The organism is Mycobacterium sp. NGS67, from assembly GCF_059812185.1.
This window is the reverse complement of record NZ_JCALCF010000008.1, coordinates 68,476-80,826: the sequence shown is the minus strand read 5'-3', so window position 1 is coordinate 80,826 and position 12,351 is coordinate 68,476. Positions and strand designations below refer to the sequence as shown.

Sequence of the window (12,351 nt, the reverse complement as noted above, 5' to 3'; positions counted from 1 at the left end):
CCTAGCAGCCCGACACGAGGTTGACGCCGTCATGGACCCGCGAATGAGTTTCTTCGTCGAACGCGTCCAGTACACGCACCGCGAATGCAGGATTCATCGCTGACTGAACTTCCTCCCTTGTCATCCAACGAACCTCGCGGGCTTCCGCAGTGGGGTGAGTGTCCCCATCGGCCGGATGGCAGCGGTAGACCAGAGCGACAATCCCATGGGTCAGGTTCTTGTAAACGCCGGTGAGACGTTCTACCTTCACCGTCAATCCGGTTTCCTCAAGGACTTCGCGCCGAACACCGTCCTCAAAAGATTCGCCTAGTTCGAGTACACCACCAGGGGCTTCCCAGTGGCCGTTGTCGTCCCGCCTGATCACGAGAACGCGATCATCGTCACGCACTACGATGCCGGCGACACTGACCGAGTGCTTAGGCGAGGTTGCCATTTCTGGGGTCCTCCTTGTTCGATGCCGGCAGAAGAGACACGGGTTGACTGGCTTCCTAGACTAGTCGTCTAGACATGTGATGGAAGGCCAGCGGGTGCTGCAACTTGGACAAATCGACAGAGCCGATGACAAGCCGCCATATCGGCAGATCGCGGGCATGTTGCGAGAAGCGATCCGTTCCAACCGGCTAGCTCCCGGGGAACGACTGCCGTCTGAGACGGAACTTATCGAGCATTTCGGTGTGGCACGCATGACGGTAAGACAAGCTGTGCAGGAGCTTCGTTCCGAGGGACTGGTCGTCTCGCAGCATGGCCGCGGGGTGTTTATTCGCCCGACGCCCCCCATCCGCCGGCTCGCGTCGGATCGATTCGCGCGACAGCATCGCGCGGCAGGCAAGGCGGCGTTTACCGTCGAGGCCGAGAAATCGGGTTACTCGCCGCAAGTCGACAATATTGCGGTGAGCCGCGAGAAGCCGAATTCGTTTGTAGCGGAACGACTTCGATTATCACCGGACGATGACATCGTCGTGCGATCGCGCCGCTACCTGGCGAATGGCCGACCGGTTGAAACGGCGGTCTCCTTCATCCCGGCTGCTTTCGCCGAAGGCACGAGGATCGAGCAGGTGGACACTGGGCCCGGGGGCATCTACGCCCGACTGGAAGAGAATGGCCACGTACTCGGTCACTTCACCGAGGAGGTCGCAGCCCGAATGCCCACTCCCGAAGAACGGCGGCAACTGGAACTCGAACCAGGCGTTCCCGTATTGACAGTGCTGCGAACCGCATATGACGCGAATGACGTGGCGGTTGAGGTCTGCGACACGGTGAAAGTTGCTTCCGCCTACCTGCTCGAATACGAGTTCCCGGCCCGCTGAGCCCAAAGTCTTCGATCAACTGGGCGTCGACCGTTGCACTCCTCTAGACGACTATGTAACCTCAACTTGTCTAGAGCAGTTCTCATGAAAGGTCGACAAATGTCTGTGCCGAAATGGCTCAAGGTGTCACACCAGCAGGTTTTCCCACGCAAAGCGTTTGTGGTGTCCGACGTGACGGCGGTGATCGATTACGAGCGGTCGACGAAGGACAACAAGGTCCAGGCGACTGATCGAGAATCAGGCGCTCCGTTGTGGCAGGTCGAAGTCCTCGACGGCGACCCGACAGCTAGTAAGCGAGCGCGCACTCTCACCGTCAAGTTCGCAACGCCCAAGCAGCCTGTGTGCCCACCGAACACTGCCGGAATGCCCTTCACACCAGTGATTTTCGAGGAACTATACATATTGCCGTACGTAGACCGTTCGAGCGAATCCGGCCGCATCGCGTGGTCGTTTCGGGCCTCGGGTATGACTGCGGACACCGGCAAGGCGGGGTCCTCAGCGGGAGACCGGGTGTCAGCATGAGTCCGTACGACCCCGTAGTACCTAGCGATCCGTATTCGATTCCAGATCCCGACGCCGGCATCGACTTCTTTGACCTCACGCACCTGCTGGCGGTCGGCGCCATGTGGCTCATTGCGGTGATCGGCGTGGTCGCCGTTTCGCTCGTCGTTTGGAGAGTGCGTTCCCCCGCCACATTTGGGCGTTATGTTGCAACACCAGCATGTCGGGCCCGATGGCTGATCTGGGCATCGATCTCCTGGCCACGGGTTGCCAAGGCCTGCGGGTTGTCGACTCCCGAGCACGTCACACGCACGGACGCACAGGGCAAGAGCAGGACGAGGACAGTTTGGACTCATCCTCGCCTTCTCGGGGTGAGCATGTTCGGCGACTGCCTACGGATGACAGTCCGAACACGGACCGGCCAGACGGTGGACGACCTCGAAAACGCGGTCCCCGCAATTCGTGACGCTGTCGGGGCGCATTCCGCCCGCTCGACACTGATCGGCCCCGGCACGGTTCGCGTGGAATTCGTTATGAAACAATGCCTTTCAGAGGCAGAGACCGCTGCATTCCCAACCAGCGTCGAGCCGACGGGCGTCGAGGTCGGCCGGCGTGAGAATGGGTCGGCATGGACTCTGCGCGTCGCCGGCCTGCACACCCTCACTGTTGGGTGCTCGGGTGCGGGCAAGGGCTCCGTTTTTTGGGGCATTGCAGGCGGATTAGGCCCAGCCATCAAGGCGGGAACCGTGCGGCTGTTCGCCGTGGATCTCAAGTACGGGATCGAAGTGTCAGTCGGGTCTGCACTATTCAGCGGCATTGCGACGACCGAGGCCAACGCCGCGAGACTGCTGACCAACTTGGAGGAGCTACTAGACAGCCGCGGTCGCAGGATGGCCGGCCGAGCGCGTTCGCACACACCGAGCACCGCCGAACCGCTCGTCGTGCTGCTCATCGATGAATTCGCGGGCTTGACCGCATACATGACGGACGCGGCACTGAGGAAGCAAGTTGCGGGCTCACTCTCACGCATCCTGACAAAGGGTAGGGCTGTAGGCATCGTGGTCGCCGCATTCATGCAGGACCCTCGCAAGGAGATTCTGCCCATGCGCGGGTTGTTCACCCAAACCGTCGCACTGCGGCTGCGCTCACGCGACGAAGTCGCCATGGTCTTGGGTGACGGCCTCGCCGACGCCGCCCCCGCGCATCGGATCAACCCAAATGAGCCTGGTACCGGATACGTCATCGCCGAAGACGGGTCAACGATGCGAGTACGCGCCGACTTCTGGCCCGATTCGCTAATCCGTTCTGTCGCACAAGAATACGGGCCTACAAGCTCAAGTCGCGCTGGTTCAGCAGAGAACTGAGGACATCGGCATGACAACCCTCGGCATCAAAACCAGCGCCACCGCGACAGCGACCTTTCCAGAGCTTCTAACAGCGGAGCAGGTGGCCGAGCTGCTTGGCGTGTCCGCTGCGACGGTGAGTCGATGGGGCGCATTGCGCGAACACGGCGCAGACGTGGGACCGCCCTGCTACACGCTATCTGATCGCGTAAGACGTTGGGACGCAGCTGAAGTCCGCGCATGGCTTCGTAAGGTGCGTCGCTAAGTGGCCGGATCGGTCCCGCGCGGTATCCGAAAGCGGATCAATTCGGCCGGTCTGCCGCGCTATCAAGTGCGCTACCTGGTGCGTGATTCAGACTCCCCGTCGGGATGGGCTGAGACGTCGTCGACGTTCGCCACCTTGCGAGAAGCGCGGGCATTCAAGGCCGACCGGGATGGCGAAGCGGCGATCGGCGCCAGACGCTTCGACCCCCGACTTGGCCGGGCCAAACTCGCCGCTGTCTGGACGCAATACAGCGCGTTGAAACGCCCCGCAGTGTCGCCCAAGACCTGGAGCGGCTACACCCAGCATTGGGAACTACGCATCAGTCCGCGTTTCGGCCACGTCCCGGTTGATGAAATCAGCCGAAAGGATATACAGCAATTCATCGATTCCATGACCGTCGGTCCCTGGGCCAAACTCGCCACGCTGCGGCTGCTGCGGTCGATTCTCGACATGGCGCGCGAGGACGGTCGAATCCACAGCAACCCGGCTGACGGGGTGTCATCCGGGCGGATACCCACCCGAGAACGCCACCGCTATCTGACCGCCACCGAAGTCGCCGCCCTGGCAGCCGCATGCGGCGACCACGGCGACGTGGTGATCATCCTCGCCTTCACCGGCCTGCGCTGGTCCGAACTCGTCGGCCTGCGGGTCGGCGACATCGACCTAACTGCGCGTCGGCTCTATGTCCGCCAGGCCGCGCCAGAAGTGGAAGGCCGGATCATCGTCGGGCCGCCAAAAACTCGCGCCGCCGCCCGAACCGTCCCACTCCCCCAAATCGTCATCGACGCGCTCAAACCAAGGATCGATAATCGCGCGCCCACAGAACATGCAATCACCTCGCCAAATGGCGGGTTCCTCAGATCAAACAACTGGCGCCGGCATACCGACTGGAACGAAGCCCTAAAGAAAACCGGACTGGTGCCGCTGACGATTCACGACCTGCGCCACACCTACGCCAGCCTGGCCCGGGCCTCCGGCGCCGACCTCCGCTACGTCCAGAAGACGATGGGGCACTCGACGCCGACCGTCACCGCGAACATCTACAGCGACCTCTATTCAGACGAACTCGACCACGTAGCCACGAATCTCGACCGGCTTCAGGACGTCGCCAAAAACCGGGCGAACGGACAGGAACCGGACACACCGAACCATCCATAGAGTGCCATCACCGCGTCCGTGCAGCTCAAGACTGGTGGCCAGGGGCGGGATCGAACCGCCGACCTTCCGCTTTTCAGGCGGACGCTCGTACCGACTGAGCTACCTGGCCGGAAGCCGGCAGGCAGTGTGTGCCTCGCCGTGCTGGCGACCCTGACGGGACTCGAACCCGCGACCTCCGCCGTGACAGGGCGGCGCGCTAACCAACTGCGCCACAGGGCCTTGCTGTGCTGCTACTTGCTCCACACTGATGCGTCGCAAGTACCCCCTACGGGATTCGAACCCGCGCTACCGCCTTGAAAGGGCGGCGTCCTAGGCCGCTAGACGAAGGGGGCCAGAACCGAATCTCTCCGGGGCACTCGCAACGAATTCAACGTTGGGAGCCAAGTCAGCTTAGGGCACCCCGGGCCTAATCCTCAAACGAGGCCGTCCCGGATCCTCAAACGACCGGTCGACGGCTACGCAGTATCCTGTGTGTCCACGCCCCTATAGCTCAGTCGGTAGAGCTACGGACTTTTAATCCGCAGGTCCCAGGTTCGAGCCCTGGTGGGGGCACCGGTCATCACATCATTCGAGGGCCCTCTTGGCATCGGTTGGGTGCCAACGCCGCACGGCTGCCCCGGAAATCGAATGCTCCGTTTTCATTCGCACCCGCTTGGTTATGCTCGCGGCTATGCTTCCGGACGTGAATCCCGCTGAGGTCCAACCCAACGCCCCCGTAGCCCTGGTGACACTGGAGATCCGTCACCCCGCAACCGAAGCCCTCACCGAGTCGACAGCCCGAGAACTCAAGCAACGACTCATCGCCGACCTGCCGATCGAACGTGCGGCCCAGGACGTCCAGTGGGGCATGACCGCCCCGGGGCAGCCACCGCAACCCGTCCAAGATCGCTTCGTCCGCTACTCCAACCGCGAGAACACCACCGCCGCATCGCTGAAGAACCAGGCGATCGTCGTCGAGACGACCGCGTACACCAACTTCGACACCTTCCTGGACATCGCGATGCGCGTGGTTGACGCGCGCTCCTCGGTCACCAACCTGGTGGGCATCGAGCGCATCGGCCTGCGCTACGTGTTGGAGATCCGGGTTCCTGCGGGCGTCGACGGCCGCATCGAATGGACGAACTGGATCGACGAGAGCCTGCTCGGCCCGCAGCGTCTGGCTCCCGGCGGCCTGACCCTGACCGAGTGGCAGGGCGCGGCCGTCTACCGCGAGGCGCAGCCGGGCAAGTCGCTGATCGTCCGGTACGGACCGGGAGTGGGCCAGGCGCTCGACGCCCAGTACCACCTGCGCAGGGTCACCCCCGCCGGGACGGGCCAGTTCTTCCTGATGGACATCGACAGCTTCTGGACACCGCCCACCGGCACGATTCCGGAGTACAACCGAGAAGCGCTGGTCTCGACCTACCGGGATCTGTACGCACCGGCGCAGACGGTTTTCCAGGACATGCTGACCACGCGCCTCAAGGACGAGCTGCTCCGCAACAGCCAGTAGTCCGGCTACCCCTCGCGCACCGCGCTGCTGTAGGTCACGTCGGCGAATGCTTCCGCGAGTTCGTCGTCAGGGTAGGCAAAGCCGTTGGCTGCGTGCAGTTCCTTGGTGGTGTGCGACGACGTCTGCCAGCCCTCCCCGGACAAGTGGTCCAGGATGTGGCTGCGCTCGGCGTGGTAGACGAGGTCGTTGAAGTCGACCTCGAAGCCGAGTTCAGCCATCCGGTCGTGATGCTCGCGCCAGCGCGGATCCTGGAAGATCCGGGTGTCGGGAACGAACTCGAAGGCCAACCGGCTGCCAGGGGCGCTCAACGCGGTGATGTTGTCGAACAGCGCATCCTGGGCGTCGTCGGGCAGATAGACCAGCAGCCCTTCCGCGCTCCACGCCGACGGCGCCTCGGTGTCGAACCCCGCAGCGCGCAACGCGGACGCCCAGTCGTCGCGCAGGTCCACCGAGACGGTCCGGCGCTCGGCGGTCGGCTCGGCGCCCAGTTCGCCCAGGGTTTCGGTCTTGAACTCGATCACCTCGGGCATGTCGACTTCGTAGACGACGGTGCCCGCCGGCCACGGAAGTCGGTAGGCGCGCGCGTCCAGACCGGACGCCAGGATGACGACCTGGCCGATACCGCCGCGGGTGGCGTCCAGGAAGAACTGGTCATAGAACCTGGTACGGCAGGCCATGCCTTTGGCCATCCGCTCGGGTTCGAACTCGGACTCTTCGGTGACCGGGATCTCCCCGTTCACCAACCGGACGTAGACGTCAATACCTACCGCGCGCACCAGCGGCGCGGCATACGGATCCTCGATGTATCCATGTTCAGACGAAAGGGCCCGTTGCGCGGCCACCATGGTGGCTGTCGCGCCGACGCTCGTAGCAAGGTCCCATCGATCCCGATCGGTACGCACCATCCAACTCCCAACAGCAAAAAATATAGACAATCTAGTTAATATCACAGCTTCGGCTGTGTCCTCTCGGACTACCCTGCGACCTGTGACCGACTTCGCCCAACGCACCATCGACCTCGCTCGCCGCAACGTCGCCGAAGGCGGCCGCCCGTTCGCGACGGTGATCGTCAAGGACGGCGAAGTGCTGGCCGAGAGCGCCAACCAAGTCGCTCAGACCAACGACCCGACCGCGCACGCCGAGATACTCGCCATCCGCGACGCGTGCACGAAACTGGGCACCGAGCATCTCGTCGGCACCACCATCTACGTGCTGGCCCACCCGTGCCCGATGTGCCTGGGCTCGCTGTATTACTGCTCCCCCGACGAGGTGGTGTTCCTGACCTCGCGCGACGAGTACGAACCGCACTACGTCGACGACCGTAGATACTTCGAGCTCGCCACCTTCTACGACGAGTTCGCCAAGGACTGGCGGGACCGTCGGTTGCCCATGCGCTACGAGGCCCGCCCGGATGCCGTCGACGTCTACCGGTTCTGGCAGGAACGCAACGGCGGCCAACGCACCGCGACCGTCGTACCGACCGGCTGACCGTCGGGCATTGACACCGTGCAATCCCGTGGAACTATTATCTGCGTATGCATGCAGATAATAGACCTCTGCGGCTTCCCGATGACCAGGCTGCGCTGGTGGTCGAGATCTTCCGGATGCTCGCCGACACCACCCGGGTACAGGTGCTGTGGTCGCTGGCGAATCACGAAAGGTCGGTGAACGAGCTCGCCGAGCACGTGGGCAAGCCCGCGCCGTCGGTGTCGCAGCACCTGGCCAAGCTGCGCATGGCGCGACTGGTCCGCACCCGCCGCGAGGGCACCACGATCTTCTACAGCCTGGAGAACGACCACGTGCGTCAGCTCGTCATCGACGCGGTCTACAACGCCGAGCACGCCGGACCCGGAGTCCCGCGCCATCACCGCGGCGACGGCGGTCTGCACGCCGTGGGGGACGGGGTTCACCCGCCGACTGTGAATCCTGCGACGCGACACGCGGATTCAGCGTCGAGAGATTCACACTCGGCGCGTAAGTAAGGAGCAAGAAATGTCAGAACACAGCCATGACCAGCCGCACACGCACGAACACCAGCACGGCGACGTCACGCATACCCACGAGCACACCGCTCACGACCACGAGCATGTGACCCACGAGCACCCGCACTCACACGACGACGGCACCGAGCACACCCATGAGCACGTGCACCAGTCCGGACTGGATGACGTGCACAGTCACGCGCACTGAGGGATCAGACGTTCGGGCAGTAGTGCTTCGGGTCGCCCCGCTCGTCCAGCGGGGGAAGGTTGCGTGCCGCCGTCTGCGGCAGCGGCGCATCCGCGGCGATGCGGCCGGAGGCGCGGTCGAGGCCGGCCCGGGCCCGCGGGTGCTTGCGGTACCGGGGCGGCACGCACGAGAAGACCAGCCAGACCAGGTTGCCGAAGCGCCGGTGCAGCCATTCGTCGCGCCGTGACCAGGTGAAGCCGAGCCGCTCCCGGACCGCCGGGTGGTAGAAGCCGACCGTCAGCCAGACGAACAGAGGCCGCGACAGCCTGGTCAGGCCGCCCCACAACCATTTCGGCAGCCAGGGCGCGATCGGCAGCTTGTCGTACAAGGTCAGGTCCAGCACGGCCCGCGTCGCGTAGTTGTCCTCTAATACCTCACGGCACATGTGATCCCAGTAGTCCTGGAATTCCTCCCAGGACTGCGGCACCGGCCGCATGCTCATGCCGTACATCCGATACCACTGGACGTGTTCGTCGAAGAGTTGTCGCTTCTGCGCTTCGGTCAGCCCGCCGCCGAACCGTTCGGCCACCAGGATGGTGCCCATGAAGAACGTGCTGTGCGCCCAGTAGAAGACGTCGGGGTTCAGGGCGTGGTAGCGACGGCCCTCCTCATCGACGCCCTTGATGTCGGTGTGGTAGTCACGCACCTCGGCACCCGTCTGAGGGGCCCGGTCACCGTCGAACACCACCCCGCCGATCGGGTACAGCGACCGCATCACCCGCGGCAGGGGCTCCCGGAAGAAGGTCGAGTGATCCTGGACGGCAGCGCCCAACTGCGGGTGCATGTTCTGCATGGAGCCCGCGAACGGACCTTGCAGGATGCCGCGCCAGTCGCCGAAGTACTTCCACGTCAGAGACTGCGGGCCGAGCGGCACCGGGGGCGCTTCGTAACCCGGCGACGACACCGGGCACCCGGTGGCCACGCCGTCGGATGGCGCAGGTGGGGTCACTTCGCTGGGCTCGGAATTGCCGCTGGTATGCGGGCAGGCAGCGGACGTATCTTGGGTCACTGGTGAAATCCTCGGTTGTCAGCAATTCTGACCACACACGTTGTCAGAATCGATCTTAGGAGCGAAGTGCAGGGCAGTCAACGGCGGGGCCGCTGGTCGGGCGTCCCCCTGGAAGACCGCCACGCCCTGCGCCGAGACCGATTCGTCGCCGCCGGCGTCGAGTTGCTGGGCGGGGAGCATGGCCCGGCGCTCACGGTGCGCGCCGCCTGTCGTCACGCCGACCTCACCGAACGCTACTTCTACGAGAGTTTCACCGATCGCGAACAATTCGTCCGGGCGGTCTACGACGACGTCTGCACCCGCGCCATGGACGCGCTGACGTCGGCCAAGACACCGCGGGAAGCCGTCGAGCGCTTTGTCGCCCTGATGGTCGACGATCCGGTGCGCGGACGGGTGCTGTTGCTGGCACCCGCGGTCGAACCGACGCTGACCCAGTCCGGTGCGGCATGGATGCCCACCTTCATCGATCTGCTGCAACGCAAGCTGTCCCGCATCGCCGACCCGGTCGTCCAGAAACTGGTCGCCACCAGCCTGATCGGCGCCCTCACCGGCCTGTTCACGGCCTACTTGACCGGGCAGCTGGGCGCCAGTCGCGAACAGTTCATCGACTACTGCGTCGACATGCTGCTCAGCACGGCGGCCAGCTACGCGACGCTCGCCTGAACCCGCTGAATGTGACCTCGCCGTGATGCGCCACACCGTCGGCGAAACTTGATGCTACTGATAGGCACAGATATATTGACTGCAACCCGACGACACAGATAACTGGAGGCGTCATGTCAGCGGAGCTGACCAACCTGCAGCTTTTGCAAGAACTCGAACCGGTGGTCGAGACGTACATCAACCGGCACGAGAAGATGCACAAGAACTGGAACCCGCACGACTACATCCCGTGGTCGGACGGCAAGAACTTCTACGCCCTCGGCGGCCAGGAATGGCATCCCGAGGAAAGTAAGCTCTCCGACCTCGCCCAGGTGGCGATGGTGCAGAACCTGATGACTGAGGACAATCTGCCGTCCTACCACCGCGAGATCGCGATGAACTTCGGCCTGGACGGGGCCTGGGGTCACTGGGTCAACCGCTGGACCGCGGAGGAGAACCGGCACGGGATCGCGCTGCGCGACTACCTCGTGGTGACCCGCGCGGTCGATCCCGTCGAACTGGAAAGACTGCGCATGGAGGTGGTCAATCGGGGGTTCAGCCCGGGCCAGAACCACCAGGTGCGCGAAGATCTGTTCGCCGAGAGCCTGTTCGACTCGGTCATCTACGTGACCTTCCAGGAGCTGGCGACGCGGATCTCGCACCGCAACACCGGCAAGGCGTGCAACGAGACCGTCGCGGATCAGCTGCTGGCCAAGATCTCGGCCGACGAGAACCTGCACATGATCTTCTACCGCGACGTCAGCGAGGCCGGTTTCGCCGCCGCGCCCAACCAGGCGATGAGGTCGCTGCACAAGGTGCTGCGCAACTTCCAGATGCCCGGATTCCAGGTGCCGGAGTTCCGTCGCAAGGCGGTGTTCATCGCCGTCGGCGGCGTCTACGACCCGCGCATCCACCTCGACGAGGTCGTCATGCCGGTACTCAAGAAGTGGCGTATCTTCGAGCGCGACGACTTCACCGGCGAAGCTGCGGCGATGCGGGACGACCTGGCGCTGCTGATCAAGGAACTCGAGCAGTCCTGCGACAAGTTCGAGGTGTCCAAGCAGCGCCAACTCGATCGGGAGGCCCGTACCGGTAAGCGGACCACGGCCTTCGAGCTGCACCAGACCACCGGCACGCTGACCATGAGCGGGCGGTAGCCGGCCGGTGCGCATCGGACCCATCGAGCTGGCCAGCCCGGTGGTGCTGGCCCCGATGGCCGGCGTGACGAACACCGCCTTTCGCACGCTGTGTCGCGAGCAGGAGCTGTCCAAGGTCGGCACGGTCAGCGGTCTCTACGTGTGCGAGATGGTGACGGCGCGGGCGCTTGTCGAGCGCCACCCGGTCACCATGCACATGACCACGTTCGCCCCGGACGAATCCCCACGCTCGCTGCAGCTCTACACCGTCGACCCGGACACCACCTACGACGCGGCCAGGATGATCGCCGACGAGGGACTGGCCGACCACATCGACATGAACTTTGGCTGTCCAGTGCCCAAGGTGACCCGGCGCGGCGGCGGGGCGGCCCTGCCGTTCAAGCGGCGGCTGTTCGGCCAGATCGTGGCCGCCGCCGTGCGCGCCACCGAGGGCACCGACATCCCGGTGACGGTCAAGTTCCGCATCGGCATCGACGACGAGCATCACACCCATCTGGACGCCGGCCGGATCGCCGAAGCCGAGGGCGCGGCCGCGGTCGCCCTGCATGCGCGTACTGCCGCGCAACGTTATTCGGGTACCGCCGACTGGGACCAGATCGCTCGGTTGAAGGAGCAGGTACGGACCATCCCGGTGCTGGGAAACGGCGACATCTACGACGCCAGCGATGCGCTGGCCATGATGGCCGCCACCGGGTGCGACGGCGTGGTTATCGGCCGCGGCTGCCTCGGCCGGCCCTGGCTGTTCGCCGAACTGTCGGCCGCGTTCACCGGCAGCCCGGCACCGGTCCCGCCGAACCTCGGCGAGGTGGCCGACATCGTCCGCCGCCACGGCGCCCTGCTGGCCGCGCACTTCGGCGAGGACAAAGGCATGCGCGACATTCGCAAGCACATCGGCTGGTACCTGCACGGCTTCCCGGCCGGATCCGATCTGCGTCGGTCGTTGGCGCTGGTGAAGACGTTGGACGAACTTGACGACCTGCTGGGACAGCTGGACGGCGCCGCGCCGTTCCCGGCGGCCGGCAACGGTCCGCGCGGCCGGCAAGGCTCACCGGCACGGGTGTCACTGCCGGAGGGCTGGCTGGACGACCCCGAGGACTGCCGGGTGCCCGAGGGCGCCGACGTCATGCACTCGGGCGGCTGATGGCGGCTGATGGCGGCCGAACCGAGACCCTGCTGAAATCGCGTCTCGGCCGAGAAATCAGTACGATGTGAGCCTTACTGCTTTTTTGCGCGGCGCTGTCTGAAGTG

At 64.5% G+C, this 12,351-nt stretch carries 15 protein-coding genes and 4 tRNA genes; 13 read left to right on the top strand and 6 right to left on the bottom strand.

Features of this window, described 5'->3' with window-relative positions:
• Position 1: 1 nt before the first annotated feature.
• Positions 2-433 (bottom strand): NUDIX hydrolase, encoded by a 432-nt coding sequence (locus AC5Y4D_RS09585; RefSeq protein WP_008263949.1) that lies wholly within the window; start codon positions 431-433, stop codon positions 2-4.
• A 79-nt stretch (positions 434-512) separates the two neighbouring features.
• Here AC5Y4D_RS09585 and AC5Y4D_RS09580 point away from each other — a divergent pair, with 79 nt between their 5' ends.
• From AC5Y4D_RS09580 to AC5Y4D_RS09560, 5 genes are all read left to right on the top strand, one after another.
• Complete coding sequence (locus AC5Y4D_RS09580; protein ID WP_020821582.1) at positions 513-1,307, top strand: GntR family transcriptional regulator; 795 nt, start codon at positions 513-515, stop codon at positions 1,305-1,307.
• Between the two features lie 99 nt (positions 1,308-1,406).
• Positions 1,407-1,829, top strand: coding sequence for a hypothetical protein (locus AC5Y4D_RS09575; RefSeq protein ID WP_008263947.1), 423 nt, complete (start codon positions 1,407-1,409; stop codon positions 1,827-1,829).
• Entirely contained in the window at positions 1,826-3,172 is a 1,347-nt protein-coding gene (locus tag AC5Y4D_RS09570; protein WP_020821580.1) for a hypothetical protein, read from the top strand. The genes AC5Y4D_RS09575 and AC5Y4D_RS09570 overlap by 4 nt, the downstream gene beginning before the upstream one ends.
• Positions 3,173-3,182: 10 nt before the next feature.
• Positions 3,183-3,416 carry a helix-turn-helix transcriptional regulator gene (locus AC5Y4D_RS09565; protein ID WP_008263943.1) on the top strand — a complete coding sequence of 78 codons (234 nt, stop codon included), beginning with the start codon at positions 3,183-3,185 and terminating at the stop codon, positions 3,414-3,416.
• Positions 3,417-4,574, top strand: a complete 1,158-nt coding sequence (locus tag AC5Y4D_RS09560; protein WP_008263933.1) for a tyrosine-type recombinase/integrase — start codon at positions 3,417-3,419, stop codon at positions 4,572-4,574.
• A gap of 32 nt (positions 4,575-4,606) precedes the next feature.
• On the opposite strand, the gene AC5Y4D_RS09555 is transcribed toward AC5Y4D_RS09560, so the two are convergent.
• The 3 genes from AC5Y4D_RS09555 to AC5Y4D_RS09545 form a co-directional block, all read right to left on the bottom strand.
• Positions 4,607-4,683 (bottom strand) — tRNA-Phe (locus AC5Y4D_RS09555).
• A 33-nt stretch (positions 4,684-4,716) separates the two neighbouring features.
• A tRNA-Asp gene (locus tag AC5Y4D_RS09550) sits at positions 4,717-4,793 on the bottom strand.
• A 40-nt stretch (positions 4,794-4,833) separates the two neighbouring features.
• Positions 4,834-4,906 (bottom strand) — tRNA-Glu (locus AC5Y4D_RS09545).
• Positions 4,907-5,053: 147 nt separating this feature from the next.
• Between AC5Y4D_RS09545 and AC5Y4D_RS09540 the strand changes: the two genes are divergently transcribed.
• A tRNA-Lys gene (locus AC5Y4D_RS09540) sits at positions 5,054-5,126 on the top strand.
• 118 nt (positions 5,127-5,244) lie between these two features.
• Positions 5,245-6,066 (top strand): TIGR04255 family protein, encoded by an 822-nt coding sequence (locus tag AC5Y4D_RS09535; RefSeq protein WP_499943521.1) that lies wholly within the window; start codon positions 5,245-5,247, stop codon positions 6,064-6,066.
• Positions 6,067-6,071: 5 nt separating this feature from the next.
• On the opposite strand, the gene AC5Y4D_RS09530 is transcribed toward AC5Y4D_RS09535, so the two are convergent.
• Positions 6,072-6,971 (bottom strand): class I SAM-dependent methyltransferase, encoded by a 900-nt coding sequence (locus AC5Y4D_RS09530; RefSeq protein ID WP_500037030.1) that lies wholly within the window; start codon positions 6,969-6,971, stop codon positions 6,072-6,074.
• 82 nt (positions 6,972-7,053) lie between these two features.
• Between AC5Y4D_RS09530 and AC5Y4D_RS09525 the strand changes: the two genes are divergently transcribed.
• Genes AC5Y4D_RS09525 through AC5Y4D_RS09515 form a run of 3 tightly spaced genes read left to right on the top strand, consistent with a single transcriptional unit; the run spans position 7,054 to position 8,256 of the window.
• A complete protein-coding gene (locus AC5Y4D_RS09525; RefSeq protein ID WP_500037029.1) occupies positions 7,054-7,554 on the top strand; it encodes a nucleoside deaminase in 501 nt (166 codons plus the stop codon).
• A 47-nt stretch (positions 7,555-7,601) separates the two neighbouring features.
• Entirely contained in the window at positions 7,602-8,048 is a 447-nt protein-coding gene (locus AC5Y4D_RS09520) for an ArsR/SmtB family transcription factor (protein WP_500037028.1), read from the top strand.
• Between the two features lie 10 nt (positions 8,049-8,058).
• Positions 8,059-8,256: a zinc transporter Slc39a7 gene (locus tag AC5Y4D_RS09515; protein ID WP_499943525.1), complete on the top strand. Its 198-nt coding sequence runs from the start codon at positions 8,059-8,061 to the stop codon at positions 8,254-8,256.
• A 4-nt stretch (positions 8,257-8,260) separates the two neighbouring features.
• On the opposite strand, the gene AC5Y4D_RS09510 is transcribed toward AC5Y4D_RS09515, so the two are convergent.
• Complete coding sequence (locus AC5Y4D_RS09510) at positions 8,261-9,304, bottom strand: oxygenase MpaB family protein (RefSeq protein WP_500037027.1); 1,044 nt, start codon at positions 9,302-9,304, stop codon at positions 8,261-8,263.
• A 66-nt stretch (positions 9,305-9,370) separates the two neighbouring features.
• Between AC5Y4D_RS09510 and AC5Y4D_RS09505 the strand changes: the two genes are divergently transcribed.
• The 3 genes from AC5Y4D_RS09505 to dusB all read left to right on the top strand — a co-directional run bounded on the left by AC5Y4D_RS09505 (position 9,371) and on the right by dusB (position 12,244).
• Positions 9,371-9,967 carry a TetR/AcrR family transcriptional regulator gene (locus AC5Y4D_RS09505; protein ID WP_500037026.1) on the top strand — a complete coding sequence of 199 codons (597 nt, stop codon included), beginning with the start codon at positions 9,371-9,373 and terminating at the stop codon, positions 9,965-9,967.
• A 113-nt stretch (positions 9,968-10,080) separates the two neighbouring features.
• Positions 10,081-11,103, top strand: coding sequence for an acyl-ACP desaturase (locus tag AC5Y4D_RS09500; protein WP_500037025.1), 1,023 nt, complete (start codon positions 10,081-10,083; stop codon positions 11,101-11,103).
• A 7-nt stretch (positions 11,104-11,110) separates the two neighbouring features.
• Positions 11,111-12,244, top strand: coding sequence for a tRNA dihydrouridine synthase DusB (gene dusB / locus AC5Y4D_RS09495; protein ID WP_500037024.1), 1,134 nt, complete (start codon positions 11,111-11,113; stop codon positions 12,242-12,244).
• The last annotated feature ends 107 nt before the right edge of the window (positions 12,245-12,351 follow it).

What these genes read in the sequence shown, in the direction of transcription:
- AC5Y4D_RS09520 (WP_500037028.1), top strand. Translation starts at nt 7,602, where the DNA reads ATGCATGCAGATAATAGACCTCTGCGGCTTCCCGATGACCAGGCTGCG.
- AC5Y4D_RS09570 (WP_020821580.1), top strand. Translation starts at nt 1,826, where the DNA reads ATGAGTCCGTACGACCCCGTAGTACCTAGCGATCCGTATTCGATTCCA.
- AC5Y4D_RS09535 (WP_499943521.1), top strand. Translation starts at nt 5,245, where the DNA reads ATGCTTCCGGACGTGAATCCCGCTGAGGTCCAACCCAACGCCCCCGTA.
- AC5Y4D_RS09575 (WP_008263947.1), top strand. Translation starts at nt 1,407, where the DNA reads ATGTCTGTGCCGAAATGGCTCAAGGTGTCACACCAGCAGGTTTTCCCA.
- AC5Y4D_RS09585 (WP_008263949.1), bottom strand. Translation starts at nt 433, where the DNA reads ATGGCAACCTCGCCTAAGCACTCGGTCAGTGTCGCCGGCATCGTAGTG.
- AC5Y4D_RS09565 (WP_008263943.1), top strand. Translation starts at nt 3,183, where the DNA reads ATGACAACCCTCGGCATCAAAACCAGCGCCACCGCGACAGCGACCTTT.
- AC5Y4D_RS09500 (WP_500037025.1), top strand. Translation starts at nt 10,081, where the DNA reads ATGTCAGCGGAGCTGACCAACCTGCAGCTTTTGCAAGAACTCGAACCG.
- AC5Y4D_RS09580 (WP_020821582.1), top strand. Translation starts at nt 513, where the DNA reads ATGGAAGGCCAGCGGGTGCTGCAACTTGGACAAATCGACAGAGCCGAT.
- AC5Y4D_RS09530 (WP_500037030.1), bottom strand. Translation starts at nt 6,971, where the DNA reads ATGGTGCGTACCGATCGGGATCGATGGGACCTTGCTACGAGCGTCGGC.
- AC5Y4D_RS09515 (WP_499943525.1), top strand. Translation starts at nt 8,059, where the DNA reads ATGTCAGAACACAGCCATGACCAGCCGCACACGCACGAACACCAGCAC.